Raw genomic sequence first — 24,949 nt, forward strand, 5'->3', positions numbered from 1 at the left:
CCCAAATTATGTTCACTTGTTGTATGCCACTGCAATTTGTGCGCCGATAACCGCATTGTTTTTAACTAAAGCGATATTGGCATCCAAGCTTTTGCCTTCAGTCAATTCTTTTACTTTGCCAAGCATGAATGGCGTGACATCTTTCCCAGCGATATTGTTAGCATTCGCTTCTTCAAGAGCCGATTGAATGATGCCATTGATGAAGCTTTCTTCCATCGCATCCGCTTCTGGAATCGGGTTAGCAATCACTGCGCCACCTTTCAAGCCAAGATCCCATTTCGCACGTAGCATTTCTGCAATCGTAGTTGCATCATCCGCGCGGAGAGTCAAGTCGAATTCACTTGAACGCGTATAGAATGCCGGCATTGTATCTGTTCCATAACCTACAACCGGAACACCTTTTGTTTCCAAGTATTCAAGCGTAAGACCGATATCCAAGATCGATTTCGCACCTGCACAGATGACTGCAACATCAGTTTGTGCTAGCTCTTCCAAGTCAGCAGAAATATCCATTGTCGTTTCCGCACCGCGGTGAACGCCGCCGATTCCGCCCGTTACGAACACACGAATGCCTGCAAGATCCGCACAGATCATCGTTGCCGCAACAGTTGTTGCGCCCAGTTGTTTTGTAGCGATCAGATAACCAAGATCGCGGCGTGAAGCTTTTGCAACACCTTGGCTGTTCCCGAACATTTCAAGCTCTTCATCAGAAAGACCGATTTTGATTTGCCCGTCGATAATCGCGATTGTTGCAGGAACCGCACCGTTGTCACGGATGATTTGCTCAACTTCACGTGCCGTTTTCACGTTTTGTGGGTAAGGCATCCCGTGTGAGATAATAGTCGATTCCAGTGCAACCACCGGTTTTCCTTGTGCCATTGCTTCTTGTACTTCAGTTGAATAAGAAAGATACTTTTCCATTATAATTCCTCCATTTCAAGTTCAAGTTGTGATTTTGATAATTCTGGACGAACCGTATAAGACGATTCAAGAGTTTTAGCCGCATTGACAAGACCTCTGCGAATCGCTTCGGCCGTCTCCATTCCTTCCAAGTGACCATGTAGAACACCTGAAACAAACGCATCGCCTGCGCCGGTAACATCTTCCACCGACACATTTTCAATCGCCAAATACCGTTTGACTTCTCCGCCGCGATTACCGGCCATGACACCTTTCGAACCGGCTGTCACGACGACGTTTTCCGCGCCTGCCTCAAATAATCTGTGTACTGCCTTTTCCCAGTCTTCTTCGTTATCAATTGGATGTCCCGTATACGTTTCCGCTTCATCCCGATTGCAGATAAACCATGTAACGCCTTCGAGATTATCAGGCATATGTGACATTTTCGGCGAAGAAACGGGAACGATTGCCAGCGGTGTACCGTGAATTCGTGAACGATTTTTCACATATTCGACTGTTTCTTTCGGGCAATTCAAATCCATGACAACGAATGCCGCATTGGCAATCATCCGGTCGTTCCCTTCGATATATTCGACAGACAACGCATCATAGACCTCCATATTGGCGAGTGCGATGACCAGTTCGCCATCCGGATTTAACACTGCCGAGTAAGATCCTGTCGAATGTCCCGGTAAAAAACCGACCGAAGTGACATCCATATAAGCTTCTGATTCCTGCTCGATCAACTTCCAATCCGAGTCGTTTCCGGCCACAGTAAGTAGCCTGACTGCATAATCGAGTCGACCGAGATTATCTGCAATATTGCGGGCGACTCCTCCAACCGAGACAGATGCCGCCACCGGATTCGATGTGCCCAACTGTGCGTCTTCCTTCATATGGAACTTTCTGTCGACATTCGCACCGCCGATACAAACGATTTCATTTTCCTTGGCCAGAATATACGCCCGACCAGCAATGATCCCGCGCCTTATCAATCCGGAAATCAGATTGGCCAATGCAGGGCGTGACATCTCCAACTGATCGGCCATTTCTTGTTGAGTCAAAAATGGATTATCACGTAGAAGCTTAACGATCGCCGCTTCTTTGTCGTTCAACCCCAACACCTCCACCTCTATCAATTACGCCTCGGCGTAATTGCGTCCAGATTTTGAATTGAGCAAAGCTCAATTAACTCCTTTCAAAATCTGTGACATCCGCCGGAGGCTTAACTTGAATCAGCAGGGAGTTTGGACTCCCTCTGATTGAAATACTTTCTGGCATTCATCCCGCCACTTATGGAGGTGGGGGACTTCTGCTGAATCAAGTTAAACACTTGTTTATATTATAAACAAAAGTTTATGTAATTGCAACAGTTAATTGATAGGGCGTATTGGTCTGGATAATATTTATTTATCCTCTATCTTCTCTATCCACGAACACCAAGTTCAAAACCCGTTCGCCATACAAAATTAAAAAAGACCGTACGGAGTCTACTATCTCCATACAGTCGTTGGGTTACACATCATTCCTCTGCTCGCCTTTTGCCAACATTTATCGCATTTGCAACGTCATACCATTCCAATTGGATATCGACTGGTTCTCCCATGGCGAGCTTGGCCAGTTGCTTACCTAAAAAAGGGCCAACCGTCAAACCTGAAGCTCCTAGCCCGTTCGCTAAAATTAATCCTTCCATACCGGGCATTGCACCAATGATTGGAAGGAATCCTGGAGTGAACGGGCGGTATCCGACCCGCGCTTCGGAGAAAGTCGAAGCGGCTAATCCAGGGGCAACCGTGAGTGCCTTGTCCAATACTTCATGCAGTCCTCCAGCTGTCAGTCGCTGATCGAATGGTTGATCATCTTCATGTGTAGCGCCGATGACCATTTTCCCGTTTTCAAATGCGAGAATGTATTGATCTGTCGGTGGCATAACGACCGGCCAGGCTCCCGTTTCCGCTTCTTCAAGCCGAAGATGGACAATTTGTGCCTTTTGGGCAGTCACTTGCAAATCGATCCCAAGAGGCGCCAATAATTCCGGTGCCCATGCTCCGGCCGCCAGGATAACCTTATCTGCATGGTAGGATTGTCCCTCCACAAGCACGCCAGTAATTGCTGTTTGTGCCGCCAAAAGTTTCGCTGATCCATGGATAAATGTCGCACCATATTTTTTCGCTGCGTGAATGAGTGCATCACGCAATGCCCGTCCATTTACACGGGCAGCACCGCTGACGTGTACCGCTGCATAATCCGGAGATAGCGGCGGAAATAATGCAACGGTCTTCTCTGTATCGAGCTGACAGATGTCGCCCATTTCCGGCGCATCTTCCCTTCTCTTCATCGCTCTTTCTTCCATTTTCCCCAATTTGACAATATCCGTATGTAAACTGATGGCGCCGACCGGCCGATAGCCGGTTTCCACCTCACCATCCTCTTCCAGTTGACGGATCAGGGACGGATAATAGGCGGCGCCATTTTTCGCAAGTGCATACCATGCTTTGTTCCTCCGTTGCGACAGCCAAGGGCAAATGATACCGGCCGCTGCATCCGTAGCTTGACCCGGGTCTTTACGATCTACTACGGTCACATCAGCTCCTGCCTTTGCCAAGTGATACGCAGTTGATGCCCCTAAAATACCGGCACCGATGACAATAATTTTCTTCATACTCCACACCTTTTCTCTTTCGAATCTTTCTTATAGTATACCAAGTCCAATGGTCCAGACATGCTAGAAACATAAAAAAACATAACTCATCTAATCGTACAATGAGTCATGTTTTTTCTTTTATACGGAAAGCAATGCCGCGTCACTCGTTAGTTTTTCACCACGGATACGTTGGAATTCCGCCATCAGCTTTTCAATTGTCAACTGTTTCTTTTCTTCTTCCCCGACTTCAAAAATAATTTGCCCTTTATCCATCATGATCAGCCGGTTCCCCAAATCCAACGCTTGTTGCATATTATGCGTGACCATCAATGTCGTCAACTTGTCTTTCTCGACAAGTTCCATCGTCAGGTCTGTGATCAATGCCGCTCTTGATGGATCGAGTGCAGCTGTATGCTCATCAAGCAATAAAATGGATGGTTGTGTGAAAGTTGCCATAAGTAGAGAAAGTGCTTGGCGTTCTCCTCCTGATAGCATTCCTACTTTGGCATTCATCCGATTTTCCAGATTCAAATGAAGGGTTTCAAGTGAAGTACGGAAAAAATCGCGCCGTTTGCCGTCGACCCCTTTTCGCAGCCTGCGTTTTTTGTTACGGGAATAGGCCATTGCCAAGTTTTCCTCAATGGTCATGGAAGGTGCCGTACCTGCCATAGGATCCTGAAACACTCGGCCAATCATTTCGGAACGCTTGTATTCAGGAAGTTTGACAACGTTTTTCCCCGCGATTTCAATGATGCCGAAATCGGGCGTAAGTGCCCCTGAAATCATATTCATCATCGTCGATTTCCCTGCACCATTACTGCCAATCACCGTAACAAAGTCGCCCGGTTGTAAATGCAGGTTAATCTGATCGAGTGCAATTTTCTCATCGGGAGTAGCCTCATTGAATACTTTATTGATTTGCTCGAGTTTCAACAACGGCCTTCTCCTCCTTACTCAACGCATGATTGCGTGCCGCCAAACGTTCAGCATGCCGCTTCGCTTTTCTCGCTTTCTCACGTCTTTTGTCAACGAATTGTGGCAAGACGAGAGCCGCAATAACAATGGCCGCAGTAATCATTTTCATATCGCCTGTATCCAAGAAATCCACTCGAAGCGCAAGACCCAAAATAATACGGTAAATTATGGCTCCAAAAATGACAGCTAACGTTGTACGGACAATCGTCTTCGTTCCGAAAATCGCCTCACCGATAATGACGGAAGCCAAACCGATCACAATCATTCCGATCCCTAGACCAATATCCGAATACTTTGAGTATTGGGCGAAGAGCGCCCCAGAAAAGGCAACAAGCGCATTTGAAAGACCGAGTCCAAAAATGACCAATGTATCCGTATTGGCAGAGAAACTGCGGATCATTTTTTTATTATCACCCGTCGCCCGGATAGCTAGCCCCAGTTCCGTCTGTAAAAACCAATCCACGACAATTTTAATGAGAATCGTGGCGATAATCATTAAAATTAGGGTGCCCCATGTAGAAGGCAAATGCTCGAAACCGAGCGAACTTAAAAAGCCATTAATCGCATCATCAATGCCGAGCGAGCCCCAAAAAGCATGAAACTTACTAAACAACGTTTCTGCATTCAACAATGGGATATTTGGACGGCCGACCGAACCTTCAGTTGAAAAGCCCATAATCCTCAAATTAATGGAATAGAGGGCAATCATCATCAAAATCCCAGACAGCAAAGCATTAATTTTCCCTTTTGTATGCAATAACCCCGTAATACAACCGGCTAAAAAACCACAAAAAATCGCCACTGCCGTAGCAAGTAACGGCGGATAGCCGGTGACAATCATTGTCGCCGCCACCGCGGCACCCGTTACGAAACTTCCATCTACCGTCAGATCCGGAAAATCCAGCACTCGGAAGGTCAAGTACACACCGAGTGCCATGATGGCATAAATAATTCCTTGCTCAACTGAGCCAAATACAGCTGCAAACATTGAAAACCATCTCCTACTTATTCGCCGAATTCAGCTTGCCATTCGTCTTTAATCTCTAATCCGATTGTTTCCGCTGTTTCTTTGTTCATGACAAGCTTCAAGTTTTGTGGAACTTGTACAGGCAGTTCTGCCGGTGTACTTTCACCTGTTAATATTTTCACTGCCATCTCGCCAGCTTCATAACCGATGTCATAATACTCGAAACCGTAAGCTGCCAATCCGCCACGTTTAACGGAGTCGAATTCTCCGACCATCATCGGAAGTTGGTTGTCGTTTGCAACTGAAATAACCGATTCAAGTGCCGAAACGACTGTATTATCCGTGATGATATAAAGTGAATCCACTTTGCCGATCAATGATTCCGTCGCTTGTTTCACATCCGCAGATGTTGCTACAGATGCATCAAACACTGTCATGTCCAAATTTTTCAACAATTCTTTCACTGCGTTCACTTGAGAAACTGAATTTTGTTCCCCGGAGTTGTAGACCATCCCAACTTTACTCACCCCTAATTCCTCTTTCATAAATTTCAATGTTTGAGGAATCGCTTCTGGGTGATTATCAATTGTGCCTGTTACATTTCCTCCTGGGTTCTCCACGGAGGCAACCAGCTCCGCACCGACGGCATCTGTCACAGACGTAAAGACGATAGGAATTTCTGTCGTTGCACTCAAAGCCGCTTGTGCACTATCTGTCGAATTCGCAAAAATAAGATCTACATTTGAACTAACCAGGTTGGTCGCAATTGTCGTATTATTGCTTTTATCCCCGTGTGCAATTTGCTCATTGTAGTCCACCTTAAGACCCGCATCTTCCAAAGCCTGTTTAAAGCCGTCATATGCCGCATTTAACGAAGGATGCTCCACAATCTGTGTAACACCAATTTTATAAGTCTTTGTTTCATCATTCGTTTTTGATGCACTGTCATCGGCTGGTGCGTCAGACGTGTTTTCATTTCCGCCTCCACACGCAGCTAATAAGAATACAATGCCAAATAATGCCATTGTATAAGTTATCCAGTTTCTCTTCATTTCTTTTCCCCCTTGTATTCTTTCTTTATTTTCAATATTCATCGATAATTATTCGTATAGTACACTTTCTTTCATAGTTAGTCAATAAGTAATATAGTATTCTAAATAATTAAAGCGTTTACATTCCTGTTTTTATTGAACTTCCGGTAATTTTATATTAATATTTATACACCTCTATTATTATTTATGTATAAGTTTTCACACCTATCAAAAAACGATCACTTCCTCTTGTTGGGAACTGATCGTTACAGCGTATTACGCCAATAGGATTTTTCAGCCTGATTGAAAACACTTGTCGAGAAGAAGGCATCCAAATTTCGCATTTTCACTTTCCATAGCAACGGATGCGGGCGTTTATCACCAGGCTGAAACGATCACTTCCCCTTATCGGAACTGATCCATATACACCAAACAGCAAAGATTATTGGACAGTGCGTCTGTCGATTTTGAAAAACCCATTCCTCATGATGCCATTTTATGATAGCTATTGATCAACACATCCAATTCCTGACTACAAGCGACAACAAAAGGATGCGTATATCCAAAAATTTTGGCTTTCTTGTACATCGCTTTCCTTTTTCGCTCAATTCGAAACCTCAATAGATTCCTGTTTACTAACATGTTCACAATTCTTCCTCCATACTATATATTCGGCTTCAAAGCATAAGGCGACAATCTAGTAAGTTGAGAAGCAACCTTTTATATCTTACAATGTTTCGCTTAAATTAATTGTCGAATTACGGATGATACATACGATTTCACAAATTTGTCATAATCGATCGGAATAATTGTCGGATTCAAGATTTTTGTCATTCACTTCAGTACTTATAAATTGACTTTTTTCGAAAGCCCTGCATTACGATTGCAATTTCAGTGGTCAATTGATCTTTCGTTTTGCATGCCGAAAAGGACGAATGAAAAGAAAGAGGAAGACCATATTAAGTAAGCATCACAATGTTCATAAGGAGGAATTGAAATGGGAACCCAAAATCAGAATTCAACAAATCAGAATTCTCCTCAAAAAAAACGGAGAAATAATGAGATGAAAGAGGAAATCTCCATGGAATTAGCTGAAATTGGAAATATAACACCTAAACAAGAACCGATGACACCAAACCAAAGGGAAAAAAGTGAAGCCGAAAAATGGTATCCGTAATTCGAACCGCCCATCTGCTATATGATGGGCAGTTTTCCTGTTATTCCCGTAGTTAAGGCAAAAACAGCATTGTAGAGGTAATGGCATGGATATGCTCTTTATCCGCCCATAATAAAAAGTAATTATAAGGTTTTCCGTCTATTGTTACAGGCGTCTGATACTTGACGATATAGGCAGCCTGCCCTTTCATTTCATCTCGTTGATCGGAAGACGGGTAGATTATACAAGCTTCGTCATAGGCATTTCCTGCAGGTTGGATCTGTGGGTTTGTTCCATAGGGTAGAGTCGATTGAAAAGCAATTGCATGGCAGACGCTGTCGATCTGCTCCGAACCAGATAATGCGGAAATTTGAAAAAAACCGTCTTTTCCCTCATAACGATCATCCCTCACCTTTTGCCAATGTGCCGGATACTGGAAACTGACGTCAAAGGTTTCATTCGTGTATTCTCTTCTCATTGATTCCCTTTCAGCGGTTGGAGACCATTGTAAAGACATAATATTTGTCCCTGCCAATAGTTGAATCGGAGCAGGATGGCTTTGATCAATCGCCCATATTTCGTTTGCATATTGCTGTTCTCCACATCCTGAAAGATAAGCAATTTTCTTCCCATCCGGCGACCATGTCACGGGGGTTGAATAGCAATTTGAAATGGTCCAAATTCTTTCATCTCCTCCCTGTTTCCCTACAGTGCGGAGTTGGGAAAAATAGCCTCGATCTTGAAAGGCGGTCGAGCTGAAGGCGATTTGGCTAGAATCGGGTGACCATGTCGGGTAGTAATTTTTGGCAAGTGGGCCGCCTTTTATGTCCATGACATTTCCAGAAGCTAATTCAATCGTGTAAATTAATGAAACACTGGCTCCCGGCGAAGTATACAGTACGAAAAGTCCGTCCGGTGACAAGGCGACGTCATGTAACGGACCCAATGTATTGTGTGTAATTTGCCGTTTCTCCGCCCCATCGAGTTTATAGCGATATAGTTGGCTAACACCCGAGGCATCCAGCGCTTGGAACAATAATTCATTCCCATCTGGAAACCAATTGATATTCGTAGCGCCAGGTTCGTCGATACGTTCCGCCTCATGGGTCGTTGTATTGTATAGCATGATGACTCCCCTAGCACTGTAAGCGAGTCGGGAATTGTCAGGAGACCAAGCGAGTTTGAAATCTCCTCCTTCTGTCAATTGGTCAATACCTGCTAGGCGTCCACTTGTGACATAAATGACATAGAGGATGGCGTCCTTACCAACAAATGCAATTTGACTACTATCAGGCGACCAAACAGGCTTGGAAAAAGAATCTCCTAATCCCATCGTCAATTGCTGATTCTCTTCGGTTCGTAAATCGAGAAGCCAAATATCAAATTGCCCTCCCCGATTAGAAATATACGCAATAGCCCCAGCATCTTCTATCGGTGCATACGGAATAGTCAAATGCATCCCCTCGATGATTTTGTCGGATGCAAGATGATTCACTTGCTGAATTTTTTCCGGATTCGGCTGTCCCTCGGTCATGGCATGATAACGGTTGGCGATATCGGCCAACGTATCTCCAGATTGGACGACATAATAAGGGTCACCCATCGGGATCGTCAATAACTGATCGACACGTAAAATATAGGGAGGTTCAAGCTCATTGACCTGTGCAATTGTCGCCACCGGCACACCAAAATTTTGGGATAGACGATAAACGGAATCGCCCGTCTGCACCCGATAACGATTGACGCCAGGAGGCATGGACAACTGTTGTCCCGGTTGTAACGGATAAGGTGGACTTAATCGATTGGCCGCAATGAGCGTTTTGATCGGGATGTTCCAACGCTTTGCGATTTGGTCCACCGTATCACCAGAACGTACACGATAAAATGATTGCATCATTCACACATCCCTTCTTCATTCATAAATAACGTATATGTTCCCTTCCGTATGCTATTCGTCTAGAGAAAGAGGGGTGCCCGATAGAAAAACAGCTCATTGAAAGAATAAAGCTACATGCAGGTTCTATCATCGATGACATTTTCATTTGTAGGAGGGGTTATTTGAATCTATGAAATATTCCTGTAAAATTGAAGTGAATGAAGAGAAAGTTTTTATTTCAATCTATTGAGAGAAAGGTAGGAATCAGATGGATACCGGTTTAACAAACAAAACTGTAGTTGTCATGGCATCGAGTAAAGGGATCGGGAAAGCTACCGCATTGGAATTTGCAAATGAAGGTGCAACGGTCATCCTTTCAAGTAGGGGGGAAACATCATTGCGCGAAGCTGCTGAGGAGATTAAACGATTATCAGGGAACGAGAAGATCCATTATCAAACTTGTGATATGTCCTCTTCCGATGACATTGCGAAGTTGTTCCGAGAAGTACATAAACAATTCGGGTCCGTCGATATTTTGATCAACAATACAGGCGGACCGAAAGCTGGAGGCTTTGAAAAAGTAACAGATGAGGATTGGTACGAATCATTTGAAAAGAATTTGCTCAGTTACATCCGTACAACCCGGGCAGTCATTCCACATATGAAAGAAAACCAATTCGGGCGGATCATTAATATATCCTCCTCGTCTACCAAAGAAGTTATTGATGATCTGATCCTTTCTAACACATTCCGTTCAGGTATGGTCGGACTTACTAAATCACTTGCCCGTGAATTGGCCTCTTCCAATATTTTAGTCAATACGATTGGACCAGGGCGTATCGAAACGGATCGAATCATCGAACTGGATAGTGTAACGGCGGAAAAAAAGGGCGTTTCCTTCGAAGACATCACGAATTACCAAAAGAGCCTGATCCCGATCGGACGCTATGGACAACCGGAGGAATTTGCAAAAGTAGTTGTGTTTTTAGCTTCCGCGGCAAACACATACCTCACAGGACAGTCCCTTGTTATTGACGGTGGTCTGTTGAAAGCCTTATAACAACCGTCGAGGTGCCGGATATTCCAAACGATCGCGGTCGTTCGGGAATCCGGCATCTTCCATCACTGTTTGCTTCCTACTTTTCCGTTACTATTTTCACAGATAGTAAGCAAACGCAATGTATCCTAAATAGAATGACAAAAGTGATAGCGCTGCAAATACAATGGATTCTACCTTCCCACCGGTTTTTGCGGTCAATGGTAAGCGCACCGTAAACTTGATCGGGTACAATAGTTGGATCCCGTTCTTCGTGGCCATATCCAACAGTAAATGACTAGCCAAACCTGCTAGAAATCCTGCACGAATCGCATCATTGGACAAGTAGATGTCCAGGACGAAGGCGATGATAGCAAAAAATAAAAGACTATGTGTAAATGTCCGGTGCCCAAATACTTTGTTCACAAGCTTGGATAACAAAGGGAACTTTCTCCCTATCTTGCTACCGCTATGACAAATATCCGGAACAAGCGCACCGACAACACCGGCTCCCATCGCTATGCCGGGATCATACTGATACAATTGGGCCAAAGCAAGACTTGCTGCAATACCGCCTACGATGTGTGTTTTTCCTCTCATGCTTTTCCCCTATTCTCTTGAATTCTACCATCTCTATCAATTACGCCACGGCGTAATTGCGTCCAGATTTTGAATTGAGCATGGCTCACGTCTAGACTTCGGGCGACAGGCGCCCTACGCTTTTGGAGAATTAACTCCTTTCAAAATCTGTGACATCCGCGGGCCTACAGGATGTAGGTTATGCAGTCGTTGCGACAGGACGTCGCGCACTTAGACTGCCTTCCATTATTCGTTCAGCTGTCGTTTGAACACCCGCTGAGCAGGAAAACATAACTGACATTCATCTCGCCACCAACAGAGGTGAAGGGCTTCTGTAGCTGACGCTTCGCTTTCAGTACATAAAGATTTGCTGAATAAAGATAAATGGCATCTTTTATTGTACTATTCATCTGTTGCAATGCAAATGTTGCCTATCAAAATAGGTCCATTCATCTATATTTTTACAGCGTCCCACGCTTTTAATCAAAAAAGCCACGCTCCCTTTTAAAATCCCTAAGGAGCGTGGTTCCATCCACTATTTGTTGTTATTTTTCGAAAACTTGGTGGATAATGTCATTCGGTTTGCTGTTATTTAAGTTTTTGTAAATACAGCTTGCAGGTTTTTCACGCAAGACTTCGGCAAAGGCGTTTGCATGGTCGGCTTCACCCGACACATGAATTTCTTGCCATCCCCGTTCTTTCTTCAACTTTTCAACGATTTCACCCATTCCTTTGTAAAACCGATGTAAATTCTCTCGCAGCCGCGGTTCAATTGCGTCACCTTTTGTGCTGCCCATCCCTACATTATGAGCGGCTGACGCCTTGTCCCTCTCGCCCCATCCCTCAAGATTCGGATCGAATTCGTATGTCACTTCACCATTGACATAACCCATTGCAGTACATAAGATGCGGACCTCTCCGAAACTCGGCAAGACGATACCCGCTTCCGGATAGGCTTTATACATGTACTCGAGTTGTTCTGTTACGGCATGATTCTCCCAGTGGAAGCTCGTTTTGACAGGAACTTGCACATAATAAACAGACCAAAGATCTGGGTTGTCAGAAGCGAAAATGACAACCCCTTTTGTCAACTCATTTTTATGATCTTCCACTTCCTTAGATACTTTTTTCTTCAATTCCGTAAATGCTTTTATTTCTGTTTCATCGTCGGATGCTGTCAAATACTCTTCGATTCGTTTCAATCCGCTTTTTAGATGGATTCGCCAGGCACCATTTAACTGTTCAGGATCACCAGGATTCGTATTTAAATAGACACTTAACACACAACGGTCGTTACATTGAAAATCCTTTAATGTTTGAATCTCATTTTTTAAAGCCATCGTTCGAGAATCCTCCTTCTGTTTTCCTTCATCTAAAGCATACCCTCGTGGACATTGTCTAAAACAACTCCATCATTACCAAATCATTCATTTCATTTTTAAAAATTGCGTATTTCCAACATGAACTGTTCCATTTAGTTTGACATACGTTACATTGAGATGATCAAGTTAAAGGAGTTGAAAATGTGGTTTTCGATCCCATTCAAAACCCTCCAGACAGTCTGTTATCTATCCCGTTATCTGAAGCGGAGGATACTCAGAATCCCTTACTGTACCGCCCTCAGAAAACGGAGTCTAAAGAGAAGAAAGGACATACGCATGGTCATCTTGGTGCCACGACTTGTCAAGACGGGCATGTCCATATGCATCCCGGTGTAACAAGTACGCCAATCGAGACGGAAGAGGGGCATATTCATTATCTGACCGGAAATACAACTTTCGATGATGGGCATATCCACCAATATGAAGCCTATACGAGTATTCCTATACCAATGCCAGGCGGTTATCATACACATTACGTTGAAATTCGGACAACGATGGATGACGGTCATACACATGTCATCAAAGGCTTTACGGAGCCTTCTACAAGTTAATCGTTACACTTTTGAAAAGCCATCCTAATCCGAGATGGCTTTCTTTGTCTTTTGATAGGACGGATCGAAAAATTGATGACCGAATAAACGTTGATTCAGGATGGACCGTAGGACAGTCGAAAGAATTGCCCCACGTCTATTTTCGTTTTTCGAATTGTAGAGTAGAGTTTCCAATTCGGGTAATACTATGTGGGGAGGAGGAGAGAATTTGGCAAAAAACAACAAAATTTTAGTTCCAGAAGCGCGTAAAGAATTGGATAAACTGAAAGCCGATGTCATGCGGGAACAAGGTTATCAAGTAAATGCGAAAAATCCGGACGATGTGAAATTTGAAATTGCGGACGAACTCGGTATTCCACTAACAAAAGGCTATAACGGAAAAATCACCGCGGAAGAGGCTGGCAAAATCGGTGGTCCTATTGGGGGTAATATGGTGAAAGAAATGATCCGGATGGCGCAGGAACAGATGATGAAGAAAGAGTAAAAATACCGTAAGCCATTCCCATGAACTATTTTTATCCTTTTAAAATAGAAAGGGGCATCGGTTTACTGTTCCCGATGCCCCTTTGTTGTTATTCTCTTCATAGATTAGGAGATAGTTTACACTTCACGTCAATATTTCGACCCAACGTCCCCATACTCTTCAAGAAGTTCTTCGAAAGACTTGTTCTTTTCGCGTTCTTTCCGTTCACGTCGCAATTGTTCTTGACGCTTCTCTTCCTTTTCCTGTTCGGCTACTGATAATTCTTTTTTTGCTGCTTTCAGTTTTTCAAGGATATCGTCGCCGAGTGCATCTGAAAGGGTCAAGCCTTCTTGTTCTGTCTTCTTTGGAGAAGAGGTCGGCTGTCTGCGCTTTTTCGCCATCCTATTTCACCTTCTTTCGTTCAAGGACGTGTCACAACCGTAGCGACGCCTTGTCCACCGCCGATACATAACGTAGCAAGCCCGGATTTCGCATCACGGCGCTTCATCTCGTGAAGAAGAGTGACAAGAATCCGTGCCCCACTTGCACCGATTGGGTGTCCAAGAGCGATGGCACCGCCATTCACGTTCAATATATCCGCATTGAATTCAAGCTCTCTATCTACCGCCAGAGATTGTGCCGCGAATGCTTCGTTCGCTTCGACGAGCTCGATATCCGCCAGCTCCAGATCCGCTTTGTTGAGCGCCTTTTTCACCGCTTGGACAGGACCGATTCCCATGACGGATGGATCGACACCGGCACTTCCATTCGCCGCTATAGTCGCGAGTGGTGAAAGCCCGAGCTCATCCGCTTTTGCTTTTGACATGATGACAAGAGCCGCTGCCCCATCATTGATGCCCGATGCATTCCCCGCTGTTACGCTGCCGTCTTTTTTAAATGCAGGGCGAAGCTTGCCAAGTTTGTCGACCGTCGTCCCCGCTTTGACGTATTCATCTGTATCGAATACGATCGGATCCCCTTTGCGTTGGGGGATTTCGATCGCGACAATCTCCTCTTTAAAAACGCCGGCCTCAATCGCTGCCGCCGCTTTTTGTTGAGATTTTGCTGAAAACGCATCCTGTTCTTCGCGTGTAATTTCATAACGATCGCATAGATTTTCAGCCGTGATCCCCATGTGGTAATCATTGAATGCACACCAAAGGCCATCTTGGATCATGCTGTCCTTGATTTTCTGATCTCCCATCTTAAAGCCTTCTCGTCCATTTTGCAATAAATAAGGGGCTTGGCTCATATTTTCCATGCCGCCTGCAACAACGATTTCCGCATCGCCGGCAACGATTGCTTGACGTGCAAGATGTACAGCCTTCAAGCCGGAACCACATACTTTGTTGATGGTCATAGCCGATACACTTTCAGGAAGGCCAGCCTTTAACGCAGCTTGCCGAGCCGGATTTTGACCAAGTCCTGCTTGTAGTACATTCCCCATGATGACTTCATCGACATCCTCAGAATTGATCCCCGCCCGCTGGATGGCTTCTTTAATGACAGTTGCCCCCAACTCTGTTGCCGGGACATCTTTCAATGACCCCAAGAAAGAACCAATTGCTGAACGTACCGCACTTACAATTACCACTTCTGTCGACATTTCATTTTCCCCCTATTCTCTTAATTCAGTTGCCTGTATATACATCCCTTCTTTACAATATACTAGAGGAGGGATGTTATGTTCATTTTACCAAACAATGTGACAATTATCGAGGTGGGACCTCGAGATGGTTTGCAAAACGAAAAAAAGCATGTCGATGAAGCAAACAAACTCGCTTTTATCCATGCTTTACAACGTGCAGGCATTCAAGAAATGGAACTCACTTCGTTCGTTTCGCCAAAATGGGTGCCGCAAATGGCAGATGCCAAAGCCATTGTAGAGAAAACCGAGAAAGTAGGACGACAATTTGTCCTTGCACCGAATGCCAAAGGTGCAGAACTGGCCATTGAAGCTGGTGCACGTAGCGTTGCCGTCTTTGTAGGGGTCAGCGAATCATTTAACAAAAACAATATCAACCGAACGACGGATGAAGCGATGGACGCCCTTGAACCTGTCATTCAAAAATTGAAAAAGGATGGCGTGTTCATCCGGGCTTGCATTTCCACTGCATTTTATTGCCCATATGAAGGAAAGATAAATCCTGATGACGTCGTTGCATTATGCCAACGCTTCGTCGCAATCGGAGCGGATGAACTCAGTGTTGCAGATACGATTGGCATGGCCAATCCGAAGGAAAGCTATGTGCTGTTCCATCGCTTAAAAAATGAGCTTCCCAACGTCCTGTTGACCGCCCATTTCCACGATACGCGGAAGATGGCACTGGCAAATATTTTTGCAAGCCTGCAAGCGGGTATCGACAGATTTGATACCTCTGCAGGAGGCTTGGGTGGTTGTCCCTTTGCACCAGGCGCGACAGGCAATGTTGCCACTGAAGATGTCGTGTATATGCTCGATACGCTCCAAATCGAAACGGGGGTCGATGTAAAAAAAGTATGTGAGGCTATCCAAATGATTGCACCGCACGTATCTAGACCAATCGACACGGCAATGTACAAGTTGTTTCTTAATGAGCAATTGAATTAGGGAGATGAACGGTTTGAAACGTCGTATCCTCTATGCGATAGGTGTCATTTCAGGTTTGTTTTCAGCGTTAATCACCATTTTCGGTGTATTCACGACGAATCGGGTCATGTTCTTGAAGCTGAAAGATGCAGACCTGATTTTGGAACGTGAAATCCTTGCCAAACGATTCGACCAACATTGGTATGAAACGGTCCGGAAAGAGGAAATGTGGATTGAGTCACCGAACGGCTACCGTTTGAAAGCCGTATTTCTAAAACCACTGGATACAACAAAAACGGTGATCATCTGCCATGGTGTTACAGAAAACAAGATCAATTCAATGAAATATGCCCGGCTTTTTGAAAGATTGGGATTTAATTCTGTCGTGTATGATCACCGCCGTCACGGCGATTCCGGGGGCAAGACAACAAGCTTCGGTTTTTATGAAAAATCAGATTTGCAAACGGTTGTCCATACAATCCGAGAGCGAATCGGTTATAATGCTTTACTTGGCATTCACGGTGAATCGATGGGCGCAGCGACGACCATTTTGTACGCAGGGACATTTGAAGATGAAGCCAATTTCCATATTGTTGACTGTCCATTTTCAGACATTACGGAGCAAGTGCTTCATATTTTGCGAAAAGATACACCGCTTCGCACTTCTATGGCGATTCGGATTGCCAACCTCTTTCTGAAAATAAGGGATGGGTATACACTCGGTTCGATTTCCCCCCGTGAAGTAGTGATGAATATTACAAACCCGATACTTTTTATCCATAGTATGGAAGACGACTTCATCCTCCCTTATATGACAAAAGAATTGCATGCGTTGAAACAAGGGGACAAAATGCTGAAACTCTTCCCAAAAGGAGCGCATGCAAAATCATTCAATGACAACCCAGAACAATACGAAGAAACCGTCCAGGAATTCCTGACGCGCTTCGACTTAAATTGATCCAGAAAAACCCATTCAAAGCATCGAATGGGTTTTTCCTATGTTATAATTTCTTTCTTATTTTGAGCAAGCAGTAATCCGACACGGCTTGTCCGCGTCACATTCCATCATTTCTTCTTGCTGGCCTTGTCACTCACTTTGTTCATTTGTGCCATCATTTGATTGATCTTCTTTTGTGAAGGCTTTTGACCCATCTGCATCATCATCATACGTAGCATTTCTTCATTAATCGGCGGGTTATCTTTCAAATATTTCATCATATATTGACGTGCAATGAAAAATCCGAGGGCCACACCTGCGATTAGCGCGACGATGATCAATACGATCCACCATACAGTACTCATCCGCTATACCTCCTTCACCTCAGTAATTCGAGTTTACTCTACCATGAAGGATTATACAACATTGCGGCAGTGAATAGCAATGGACGCCCGGAAAATTATAGTATTGTGCGTGGATTACATGACAAATCGGATAGAGACGCACAATAAAAACGCGTATCCCTATCCGATTCGACATGGATTGATCATAATAAGCCAGCAGCCTCTTTCACACGAAGATCTGTATATTTAATCGGTTTCAACCATCCCCATTCTCCCTGACCATCCATCACCGCAAAAAATCGGTCATCCGAGCCGGATAATGCGACGAACAGATCCAAATCCAACATCCTTGAACCATTGCAGCAGACATTCAGCGAATAAGATGATTGTGAGATGACAATGGAACCTTTCACCGGATGGGTCAATTTGTATTCTTGATCCCGGTATTCAATGGACGGAAAGCCTTTCCCAAGATTGGTCATGATCGCTTCGTCAATCAACTGATCTTCAAGCTCTTCACATAAGTAATGTACTTCCGGTAAGTAATCATTTTGAAGCCCATCTTCTTTCAACAAATCATACAGCAGTCTTTCTCGCCCTATAACAAATGGCTGGTACATTTCTTTCACCTTATAAATTCCATATGATCGCATAATCGTCACCGTTGCCAATCTATTAACTTTGTTTGTTACCCCTGCGGGTAAAACAAAAAAATTAGCGAACGGCTTTCACCTCCTCACTCATTTTCTCCAGCTGTTGCTTGCACCTATTTATAGCGTACAGCTTCCGTATTAAAAAGGCTGTCAGATTGCGGAATAGAACCACACTATTATTGTCGGAAAAGAAAGAGAATTTGTGAGGATAAAAGAAAACTGTTCCAGCCGTCCTTTTTCTGAACAGCGGAACAGTTTTCCGTTCGATATTAGTTATTGAATAACTCTTTCACTTTTGTAACGACATTTTCTTCAGTAAATCCGAATTCTTTGATCACTGTATCTCCAGGAGCACTCGCACCGAATGTATCGATGGAAAGGACTGCTCCTTCATCACCTGTATACTTATGCCATCCGAGTGATGTTCCCATTTCAATCGCAAGACGTTTTTTCACTTCTTTTGGTAAAACGCTTTGTTTGTAAGCTTCGTCTTGTTTTTCAAACAGATCCCATGACGGCATTGATACGACTGCTGCGTCAATGCCTTCTGCCAACAGCGTTTTCTGAGCAGCCACAGCTAGACTCACTTCTGAGCCCGTTGCCAGTAATATCGCATCTGCTTGTTCTTTTGTCGCCGGCGATACGATGTACGCCCCTTTTTTGACACCCGTCATTGCAAGTTCACCCGACTTCGGCAAAACAGGCAAGTTTTGACGAGAAAGAACAAGGACGGTTGGCGTACTTTCAGAGGTTACTGCCGTATGCCATGCCGCTGATGTCTCATTAGCATCGGCTGGACGAATGACCGATAGACCTGGCATTGCACGTAAAGAAGCAAGATGCTCGACAGGCTCATGTGTCGGGCCATCTTCACCAACTGCAACGCTATCATGTGTGAAGACATACGTAACCGGTACGCCCATCAGAGAAGACAAACGGATTGCTGGTCGGACGTAATCGCTGAATACGAAGAACGTACCCCCGAATACTTGTAGACCGCCGTGTAAAGCCATTCCGTTCAGTGCTGTCCCCATAGCGAATTCGCGGACGCCGAACCAAATGTTACGTCCAGCATAATTGGCCGGTAGGAAATCCCCCGCCCCTTTGATCGTCGTCTTATTGGAGCCTGCAAGATCCGCACTACCTCCGAAGAATGAAGGGACTGTTTTCGCAATCGCATTGATGGCATCGCCTGATGCGGAACGAGTCGCGTGGGATGTACCTGCTTCATATACCGGCAAAGCTTGTTCAAATCCTTCCGGAAGTTTGCGATCAATGGCATCTTGCAATTGTTGCGCAAGTTCACCATGTGCAGCTTTGTAATTTGCAAATAATTCGTTCCATTCTTGTTCCTTTTTCGCGCCCAATTGCTCGGCTGCTTCTTGGAAGGTTTCATAAACCCCTTCCGGAACATGGAAGTCTTCTTCAAATGTCCACTTGTAATATTCTTTCGTTAATTTCATCTCATCTTCGCCAAGTGGTGCGCCGTGTGAGTCCGCTTTACCGGATTTGTTTGGAGAGCCGTAGCCGATCACTGTTTTCACTTCGATGATTGTCGGGCCTCCTTCATTTCCTTTCGCTTCTTCGATCGCATTTGAAATGAGTCCGATATTATTGCCATCTTCTACACGGATGTAATTCCAGCCGTAAGACTCGAATCGTTTACGGATATTTTCAGTGAAGGACATATCCAAATCCCCATCGAGGGAAATATCATTACTATCGTATAGAACGATCAGTTTATTCAACTGGAGATGGCCCGCAAGTGAAATCGCTTCAGCTGCAACACCTTCCATTAAATCACCATCGCCGCAGAGTGCAAAAGTGTGGTGATCGACCACTTCGAAACCGGGCTGATTATAAGTTGCAGCAAGATGTCTTTCTGCCATCGCCATTCCGACAGCCATCCCGATCCCTTGCCCAAGCGGTCCTGTCGTCGCTTCAACGCCAGCTGTATGACCGTATTCCGGGTGACCAGGCGTTTTTGAATTCCACTGTCTGAAGTTTTTGATTTCATCCATCGGAAGATCGTAACCGCCTAGATGCAGTAAGCTGTAAAGTAGCATTGATCCATGGCCAGCGGAAAGAATGAAACGGTCGCGGTTAAACCATTTCGGGTTTGCAGGATTATGGTGCATATGCTTTGTCCATAATGTATAAGCCATCGGCGCCGCGCCCATCGGTAATCCCGGATGGCCGGAATTCGCTTTTTCAATTGCATCGATGGACAGAGTACGGATCGTGTTAATCGCGAGTTGATCGATCTGTTGAGTCATTGTATACATCCTTTCACAATTCAAAATCAAAGTAGTCTAACATTACTTCCATCTACTAGTTTAGACAATCCGGTGGATGAATGCAAAGGTCAGTTGAGGTATTTATGATTGCGGGCTTGTTTCACTTTTTCCGGGGTCACATCATTGCCATCCGGATCAACCACTTTGACATGCTCAATCGTATCACGCATGGATGTTCGGAATGACTCCAAATACTCCTTGCGCAATTGCGTCTGCTCTTTCGCTTCTTCAATCGTGAGTCCCGACGTCTTCGATTTTTTTGACAATTCGTTAATGCGCTTGATTTTATCTTTTGAAAGCATTATCGTTTCCTCCATTTAATAAAGAATACTTAGAACGTATACAAAAAGAGCAGAAAGTGCAAACAATCAGCCTTCCTGCTCCATTTCAAATTCCTTATAACGACGGTGGACAGTCGCTTTGCTAATATCATGACCGAGACCTTTCAGAACACCTGTGATCTCTTCGTATGTCAAACCCTTATCCCTTAACGCCACAATCTCACTGATCGGCACTTCAATCCGCTCACGCCCTTCCGGATTTCCCCTGTTTTTCAAGTTGCGCTCCGGCCGGTACCCTTCCTTCACGGCCCGTCTCATTCCACGCCTAATTTTAGCATTATGTAATTTCCTTTGGTATTCCTCTACGATCGCCAAAATTTCCAGCAGCATCGTATCCATCTCATTGAGTGCAATCGGACCGCCATCATTGTGGGAATAAACAGCCGTATCGGTTTTCGCCAGCAGATGTAAAACCGCCATCCGTGCATTCCCACGTCCAAGTCTTGTCTCATCTTGGATCAAAACCGCGTCCACTTTCTCATCCCTTACAAAGTCAAGAAGTGAAAGCAAACCTTCCCGCTCAATATCATAACCGCTATGTTTGTCCCTAAAGCAATCAGCTATTTCAAAATCCAATGTAGCCGCCAAGTCCTTCAGCTCTTCTTCCTGCCTTGCCAAGGACATCTCCTGGGCATTTTTCTCTGTGCTCACCCGGCAATAGATGACACAGCTTTTCCTGTAATCACTCATCTTCCACTCTCCGCTATTTGATGATCGAAGGACTTATTCCTTAGTTTCTCGTAAGACGGCAAACGCAATTCAGTTCCGGGATGGATGGTGGATGTCGCTAAATCATTCAGTTTCACCACATCTTCAATCCATTCATTCACCGGACGATTGTCCGCATGCTGATGAGCCAATGCCCATAGTGAATCGCCTTCGGAAACCGTGATCTCTAGATAAGCCGCTTCTTTATTCAACTTGTTTACACCTATCATTGTAAAGCCTATACATAAAATGAACAGTACAAAAAAATAGCTATTATTTTTGATGAAAGTCATAAAAAATCCCCTCCACGAATATTTGTTCGGAATACTTGTTCTCATTATAAAAAAGCCCAATTGGATTGTCAACATCTTTTCAGAACTTGTGTTTGCCATCCATGCGAACGGCTGTTATAATGATGATATGAAAAGTTCGGTTGTTCGTATTCATCATCCGAAGAAAAAGAGATTACGAGTTGAGAGGTGAATGGAGTGAAAAAGATTTCAAAAAGACAGGAAGATATATTGTCTTTTATCAAAGAGGAAGTGAAGAAAAAAGGTTATCCACCATCCGTGCGGGAAATTGGTGAAGCGGTCGGCCTAGCTTCCAGTTCGACGGTTCACGGACATCTTGCTCGTCTGGAAAGCAAGGGGTTTATCAGGCGAGATCCAACAAAGCCGAGAGCGATTGAAATTCTCGATCCGGATGGATTGGACGCGATGAAACCAGGTGTTCTCCATGTGCCGCTTGTTGGAAAAGTCACAGCGGGATTACCGATTACAGCGATTGAAAATATCGAAGAGTACTTCCCTCTTCCCGAATCGTTCGGTACGGCGGAAGACAAGCTGTTCATGCTTGAAATTGTCGGCAACAGTATGATTGAAGCCGGTATCTTGAATGGCGACCATGTCGTCGTCAAACAGCAAGCGACAGCCAATAATGGGGAAATCGTCGTTGCGATGACAGAAGATGACGAAGCGACCGTCAAACGCTTCTTTAAAGAACAAGGCTATTTCCGGTTGCAACCTGAAAATGCCTCGATGGATCCGATTATTGTCGATAACGTCTCAATTCTCGGTAAAGTTGTCGGGGTCTATCGATTGATTCATTAATTTCAAACAAAAAGAGCTATTCCGTTGCATGCTTGCATACGGAATAGCTCTTTTTGTTTGGTATCAATTACGCCTCGGCGTAATTGCGTCCAGAGCTCGCTCGCATCTAGCTCTGGGCGCCAGGAGCTTAGGTCATAAGTCAAAGCTGTTCTGTGGCAAAAAACGCCACGCCACATCTTCACCTTATGCCTGTCGCTGCTAATCAGGCGCCCAACGCTTTTGGAAGAAAAGCTCCTCTAAAAACTTGTGACATCCGCGGGTCTACAGGATGTAGGTCATGCAGTCGTTGCGAATCGAACAGCGAAGGGTTCGATTTGCCGTATTTCTGCGATCTTTGTAGAAATTAAGGCACTTTCCTTTTAGGACGTCGCGCACTTAGACTGCCTTCCATTATTCGTTCAGCGGGCGTTTGAACAAACGCTGAACAGAAAAAACAAAATCGCATTCATCTCGCCACCTGGGGAGGTGGGAGTCTTCTGCTGAATGTAGATAAAGGGCACTTCCATCTTCTCCGTGCCTAGTTTTCGATTAATTGATCCTCAACAAGTTTTTCAATGGAAGACAGGACGGCGGCTTTAACATGCTCATACGTCAGCCCCCCTTGGACGTAAGCCGTATACGGCGGCCTGATCGGGCCATCCGCTGTCAGTTCAATGCTGGAGCCTTGGATGAATGTCCCGGCCGCCATGATGACGTCATCCGCATAACCAGGCATATAGGAAGGCTCAGGTGCATAATGGGCATTGATCGGCGAGTTCGATTGAATCGTCCGACAAAACGCTATCATTTGATCCGCATTAGCGAATGAAACCGATTGAATGAGATCCGTTCTTTTGTCTGTATAATGGGGCGATGTCTGCAAGCCGAAATCTTCAAGGATTGCCGCTGTAAACAGGGCGCCTTTGACCGCTTGGCTGACGATATGCGGCGCGAGGAAAAATCCTTGATACATTTCCAGTAACGTATCGAGCGATGCACCCGCTTCCGCGCCTAGACCTGGGGAAGTCATTCGATAGGCACATTTTTCAACAAAATCAGCACGCCCCGCGATATACCCCCCTGTCCTTACAAGACCTGCGCCCGGATTCTTAATGAGCGATCCTGCCATCAGATCTGCTCCGACTTCCGTCGGTTCTTTCTCCTCGACGAACTCACCGTAACAATTGTCGACAAATACGACGAGGTTCGGATTGATAGCCTTTACTTTGCGAATCATGTCCCCGATTTCATCGACCATGAAAGAAGGACGATCGGAGTAGCCTTTTGATCGCTGGATACCGATCATCTTCGTCTTCTGATGGATATTTTTCGCAACTTCTTCAAAATCAACCGAACCATCTTCCTTCAGATCGATATGCTTGTATGTGATGCCATAGTCTTCAAGTGAGCCGGTATCTTTCCCTTTTCCGTAAACGATCGATTCCAGTGTATCATAAGGTTTTCCCGTAATATAAAGTAGCTCGTCACCCGGCCGCAGGATACCGAATAAACTGATCGAAATGGCATGTGTCCCGGAGATAATCTGATTGCGTACAAGACAGGCTTCCGCTCCGAAAACATCGGCATAGACCTGTTCAAGCGTATCCCGGCCGCTGTCATCATAGCCGTAACCCGTTGAGCCGGACAAATGAAAATCGCTGACCATATTTTTACGGAACGCCGCTAGTACTTTCCGTTGATTATAAAAAGCGGTTTTTTCGACACTTTTGAAAAATGGTGCCAGCTTACCTTCCATCGCTTCCGCTTTGCTTAATAGGCGATCATCCAATTCAGTTAATTGCATTGTGATTCCTCATTCCATTCAATAGTCACTCCATTATCTTATCAGTCTGGCCACATAGGTCAATATTTTGGTTTGTTTTTTTGATTGAAAAATAATACGCAAATTAAAAGCGGAACGAGGAATGTTAGCCTCGTTCCGCTTTTGTTTTCGTCCAGACTCCAGGCGCCAGATGCTCGGAGGCTCACAGGATGTGAGTTACGCAGTCGTTGCCAGTCAAACACCGAAGGGTTTGATTGGCCTTAATTTCTGCGTTTTTTGCAGAAATTAAGGCACTTTCAGGACGCGGCGCACTTAGACTGCGTTCCTTGATAGTCAAGCCGACTCTGTGGCAAAGAACACCACGCCGTCGACTCGCCTTATGCCTGTCGCATCTAAACGGCGCCTTACGCTTTTGTTTAATCTTCTTCTTTTAAAATGACTGGCTTAGATGGGACATATGTGGAAATTGCATGTTTATAAATAAGTTGCTGTTTCCCATCAGATTCAAGAAGGACAGTATAATTATCATATGATTTAATAAGTCCTTTTAACTGAAACCCATTCGTTAAAAATACGGTCACGAATGTATTGTTCTTTCGTAACGAGTTCAAAAAAACATCTTGCATATTTCTCTGTGCCATACACGGAATCCTCCTGTTGATGTCCTCT

General features: G+C 44.7%; 27 protein-coding genes. 7 read left to right on the forward strand and 20 right to left on the reverse strand.

The features are described 5' to 3' along the window. Window positions 1–12 precede the first annotated feature (12 nt). The 7 genes from ACFPRA_RS05465 to ACFPRA_RS05495 form a co-directional block, all read right to left on the reverse strand. The gene (locus ACFPRA_RS05465; RefSeq protein ID WP_381431526.1) at window positions 13–921 is read right to left on the reverse strand and encodes a pseudouridine-5'-phosphate glycosidase; all 909 of its coding nucleotides are present in this window, start codon (window positions 919–921) and stop codon (window positions 13–15) included. Next, on the reverse strand, window positions 921–2,036 hold the full coding sequence (locus tag ACFPRA_RS05470; RefSeq protein WP_381434754.1) for a PfkB family carbohydrate kinase: 1,116 nt from the start codon (window positions 2,034–2,036) through the stop codon (window positions 921–923). The genes ACFPRA_RS05465 and ACFPRA_RS05470 overlap by 1 nt, the downstream gene beginning before the upstream one ends. Window positions 2,037–2,422: 386 nt before the next feature. Beyond that, window positions 2,423–3,562: an NAD(P)/FAD-dependent oxidoreductase gene (locus tag ACFPRA_RS05475; protein ID WP_381431528.1), complete on the reverse strand. Its 1,140-nt coding sequence runs from the start codon at window positions 3,560–3,562 to the stop codon at window positions 2,423–2,425. A gap of 120 nt (window positions 3,563–3,682) precedes the next feature. Further along, window positions 3,683–4,480, reverse strand: coding sequence for an ABC transporter ATP-binding protein (locus ACFPRA_RS05480; protein ID WP_381431530.1), 798 nt, complete (start codon window positions 4,478–4,480; stop codon window positions 3,683–3,685). Continuing rightward, window positions 4,455–5,507 carry an ABC transporter permease gene (locus ACFPRA_RS05485; RefSeq protein ID WP_381431532.1) on the reverse strand — a complete coding sequence of 351 codons (1,053 nt, stop codon included), beginning with the start codon at window positions 5,505–5,507 and terminating at the stop codon, window positions 4,455–4,457. The genes ACFPRA_RS05480 and ACFPRA_RS05485 overlap by 26 nt, the downstream gene beginning before the upstream one ends. 17 nt (window positions 5,508–5,524) lie before the next feature. Beyond that, entirely contained in the window at window positions 5,525–6,538 is a 1,014-nt protein-coding gene (locus tag ACFPRA_RS05490) for an ABC transporter substrate binding protein (RefSeq protein ID WP_381431534.1), read from the reverse strand. A 462-nt stretch (window positions 6,539–7,000) separates the two neighbouring features. After that, window positions 7,001–7,159, reverse strand: a complete 159-nt coding sequence (locus tag ACFPRA_RS05495) for an aspartyl-phosphate phosphatase Spo0E family protein (protein WP_239389174.1) — start codon at window positions 7,157–7,159, stop codon at window positions 7,001–7,003. Between the two features lie 355 nt (window positions 7,160–7,514). Here ACFPRA_RS05495 and ACFPRA_RS05500 point away from each other — a divergent pair, with 355 nt between their 5' ends. Then, a complete protein-coding gene (locus tag ACFPRA_RS05500) occupies window positions 7,515–7,694 on the forward strand; it encodes a hypothetical protein (RefSeq protein ID WP_381431536.1) in 180 nt (59 codons plus the stop codon). Window positions 7,695–7,746: 52 nt separating this feature from the next. On the opposite strand, the gene ACFPRA_RS05505 is transcribed toward ACFPRA_RS05500, so the two are convergent. Beyond that, window positions 7,747–9,570 (reverse strand): LysM peptidoglycan-binding domain-containing protein, encoded by a 1,824-nt coding sequence (locus ACFPRA_RS05505; RefSeq protein ID WP_381431538.1) that lies wholly within the window; start codon window positions 9,568–9,570, stop codon window positions 7,747–7,749. A 247-nt stretch (window positions 9,571–9,817) separates the two neighbouring features. Between ACFPRA_RS05505 and ACFPRA_RS05510 the strand changes: the two genes are divergently transcribed. Beyond that, on the forward strand, window positions 9,818–10,609 hold the full coding sequence (locus ACFPRA_RS05510) for an SDR family oxidoreductase (RefSeq protein ID WP_381431540.1): 792 nt from the start codon (window positions 9,818–9,820) through the stop codon (window positions 10,607–10,609). Between the two features lie 96 nt (window positions 10,610–10,705). On the opposite strand, the gene ACFPRA_RS05515 is transcribed toward ACFPRA_RS05510, so the two are convergent. Both ACFPRA_RS05515 and ACFPRA_RS05520 read right to left on the reverse strand, forming a co-directional pair. Beyond that, complete coding sequence (locus ACFPRA_RS05515; protein WP_381431542.1) at window positions 10,706–11,185, reverse strand: metal-dependent hydrolase; 480 nt, start codon at window positions 11,183–11,185, stop codon at window positions 10,706–10,708. 524 nt (window positions 11,186–11,709) lie between these two features. Then, entirely contained in the window at window positions 11,710–12,504 is a 795-nt protein-coding gene (locus ACFPRA_RS05520) for a VLRF1 family aeRF1-type release factor (RefSeq protein WP_381431544.1), read from the reverse strand. 185 nt (window positions 12,505–12,689) lie between these two features. Here ACFPRA_RS05520 and ACFPRA_RS05525 point away from each other — a divergent pair, with 185 nt between their 5' ends. Both ACFPRA_RS05525 and ACFPRA_RS05530 read left to right on the forward strand, forming a co-directional pair. Next, window positions 12,690–13,097: a YmaF family protein gene (locus tag ACFPRA_RS05525; protein WP_381431546.1), complete on the forward strand. Its 408-nt coding sequence runs from the start codon at window positions 12,690–12,692 to the stop codon at window positions 13,095–13,097. Window positions 13,098–13,305: 208 nt separating this feature from the next. Further along, window positions 13,306–13,581: a small, acid-soluble spore protein, alpha/beta type gene (locus ACFPRA_RS05530; RefSeq protein ID WP_381431548.1), complete on the forward strand. Its 276-nt coding sequence runs from the start codon at window positions 13,306–13,308 to the stop codon at window positions 13,579–13,581. Window positions 13,582–13,709: 128 nt separating this feature from the next. On the opposite strand, the gene ACFPRA_RS05535 is transcribed toward ACFPRA_RS05530, so the two are convergent. After that, entirely contained in the window at window positions 13,710–13,961 is a 252-nt protein-coding gene (locus ACFPRA_RS05535; protein WP_381431550.1) for a YqkE family protein, read from the reverse strand. Window positions 13,962–13,981: 20 nt separating this feature from the next. Next, window positions 13,982–15,166 carry an acetyl-CoA C-acetyltransferase gene (locus ACFPRA_RS05540; protein ID WP_381431552.1) on the reverse strand — a complete coding sequence of 395 codons (1,185 nt, stop codon included), beginning with the start codon at window positions 15,164–15,166 and terminating at the stop codon, window positions 13,982–13,984. A 78-nt stretch (window positions 15,167–15,244) separates the two neighbouring features. Between ACFPRA_RS05540 and ACFPRA_RS05545 the strand changes: the two genes are divergently transcribed. Together ACFPRA_RS05545 and ACFPRA_RS05550 are read left to right on the forward strand one after the other, a co-directional pair. Then, complete coding sequence (locus tag ACFPRA_RS05545) at window positions 15,245–16,150, forward strand: hydroxymethylglutaryl-CoA lyase (protein WP_381431555.1); 906 nt, start codon at window positions 15,245–15,247, stop codon at window positions 16,148–16,150. A 13-nt stretch (window positions 16,151–16,163) separates the two neighbouring features. Continuing rightward, entirely contained in the window at window positions 16,164–17,087 is a 924-nt protein-coding gene (locus ACFPRA_RS05550) for an alpha/beta hydrolase (protein WP_381431557.1), read from the forward strand. A gap of 107 nt (window positions 17,088–17,194) precedes the next feature. Here the strand turns inward: ACFPRA_RS05550 and ACFPRA_RS05555 are convergent, their stop codons facing one another. The 6 genes from ACFPRA_RS05555 to yneA form a co-directional block, all read right to left on the reverse strand. Then, window positions 17,195–17,431: a YneF family protein gene (locus ACFPRA_RS05555; RefSeq protein WP_239388745.1), complete on the reverse strand. Its 237-nt coding sequence runs from the start codon at window positions 17,429–17,431 to the stop codon at window positions 17,195–17,197. A gap of 182 nt (window positions 17,432–17,613) precedes the next feature. After that, window positions 17,614–18,063, reverse strand: coding sequence for a sporulation inhibitor of replication protein SirA (gene sirA / locus ACFPRA_RS05560; RefSeq protein ID WP_381431559.1), 450 nt, complete (start codon window positions 18,061–18,063; stop codon window positions 17,614–17,616). A gap of 269 nt (window positions 18,064–18,332) precedes the next feature. Next, window positions 18,333–20,339: a transketolase gene (tkt, locus tag ACFPRA_RS05565; RefSeq protein WP_381431561.1), complete on the reverse strand. Its 2,007-nt coding sequence runs from the start codon at window positions 20,337–20,339 to the stop codon at window positions 18,333–18,335. 89 nt (window positions 20,340–20,428) lie between these two features. Then, window positions 20,429–20,662: a DUF896 domain-containing protein gene (locus tag ACFPRA_RS05570; protein ID WP_239388747.1), complete on the reverse strand. Its 234-nt coding sequence runs from the start codon at window positions 20,660–20,662 to the stop codon at window positions 20,429–20,431. Window positions 20,663–20,728: 66 nt separating this feature from the next. Beyond that, window positions 20,729–21,391 carry a YneB family resolvase-like protein gene (locus ACFPRA_RS05575; protein WP_381431563.1) on the reverse strand — a complete coding sequence of 221 codons (663 nt, stop codon included), beginning with the start codon at window positions 21,389–21,391 and terminating at the stop codon, window positions 20,729–20,731. Then, the gene (gene yneA / locus ACFPRA_RS05580) at window positions 21,388–21,702 is read right to left on the reverse strand and encodes a cell division suppressor protein YneA (RefSeq protein ID WP_381431565.1); all 315 of its coding nucleotides are present in this window, start codon (window positions 21,700–21,702) and stop codon (window positions 21,388–21,390) included. The genes ACFPRA_RS05575 and yneA overlap by 4 nt, the downstream gene beginning before the upstream one ends. 195 nt (window positions 21,703–21,897) lie before the next feature. Here yneA and lexA point away from each other — a divergent pair, with 195 nt between their 5' ends. Continuing rightward, on the forward strand, window positions 21,898–22,518 hold the full coding sequence (gene lexA, locus ACFPRA_RS05585) for a transcriptional repressor LexA (RefSeq protein ID WP_381431567.1): 621 nt from the start codon (window positions 21,898–21,900) through the stop codon (window positions 22,516–22,518). A 517-nt stretch (window positions 22,519–23,035) separates the two neighbouring features. On the opposite strand, the gene ACFPRA_RS05590 is transcribed toward lexA, so the two are convergent. Both ACFPRA_RS05590 and hfq read right to left on the reverse strand, forming a co-directional pair. Further along, window positions 23,036–24,301 (reverse strand): methionine gamma-lyase family protein, encoded by a 1,266-nt coding sequence (locus ACFPRA_RS05590; RefSeq protein ID WP_381431569.1) that lies wholly within the window; start codon window positions 24,299–24,301, stop codon window positions 23,036–23,038. 395 nt (window positions 24,302–24,696) lie between these two features. Continuing rightward, on the reverse strand, window positions 24,697–24,921 hold the full coding sequence (hfq, locus tag ACFPRA_RS05595; RefSeq protein ID WP_381431571.1) for an RNA chaperone Hfq: 225 nt from the start codon (window positions 24,919–24,921) through the stop codon (window positions 24,697–24,699). Window positions 24,922–24,949: the final 28 nt, after the last annotated feature.

It is taken from the genome of Sporosarcina soli (assembly GCF_042655805.1).
GTDB lineage: Bacteria > Bacillota > Bacilli > Bacillales_A > Planococcaceae > Sporosarcina > Sporosarcina soli.